This window comes from Flavobacterium polysaccharolyticum, from assembly GCF_038739875.1.
Lineage (GTDB): Bacteria > Bacteroidota > Bacteroidia > Flavobacteriales > Flavobacteriaceae > Flavobacterium > Flavobacterium polysaccharolyticum.
The window spans coordinates 1-395 of sequence record NZ_JBCGDP010000078.1 but is presented as its reverse complement, the minus strand read 5'-3'; the positions used below and the strand labels follow the sequence as shown (position 1 = coordinate 395).

Genomic DNA, 395 nt, shown 5'->3' with positions numbered 1-395 from the left:
TTTCAAATCACTACCTGAAATGGTAAACGCAGCATTATCGGTATCACCAGCTCCAGCTACTAAAGAATACGTAAACGAACTGCTATCTACATCGGTTGAAGACAGTGCTCCCACAGTTGAGTTAGCCACCACATTTTCGTTGATAGCAGAAGCAGACAAAGTAATATCCGTTGGTGCTTCATTCACATCATTAATGAAAATAGTAAATGCTTTTTCAAAAGTGGATGTTCCATCGAAAGTTCTTACGCGAACAGCATACGAAGCTTTTGTTTCAAAATCAGGACTCGCAGTAATTTTCAAATCACTACCTGAAATGGTAAACGCAGCATTATCAGTATCACCAGCTCCAGCTACTAAAGAATACGTAAACGAACTGCTATCTACATCGGTTGAAG

At 39.5% G+C, this 395-nt stretch carries 1 protein-coding gene; it reads right to left on the bottom strand.

Going from position 1 to position 395, the window contains the following annotated elements; all coding sequences use genetic code 11:
- Positions 1-395 (bottom strand): hypothetical protein (locus tag WFZ86_RS20170; protein WP_342693622.1); only part of this gene is annotated, 395 nt, incomplete at both ends.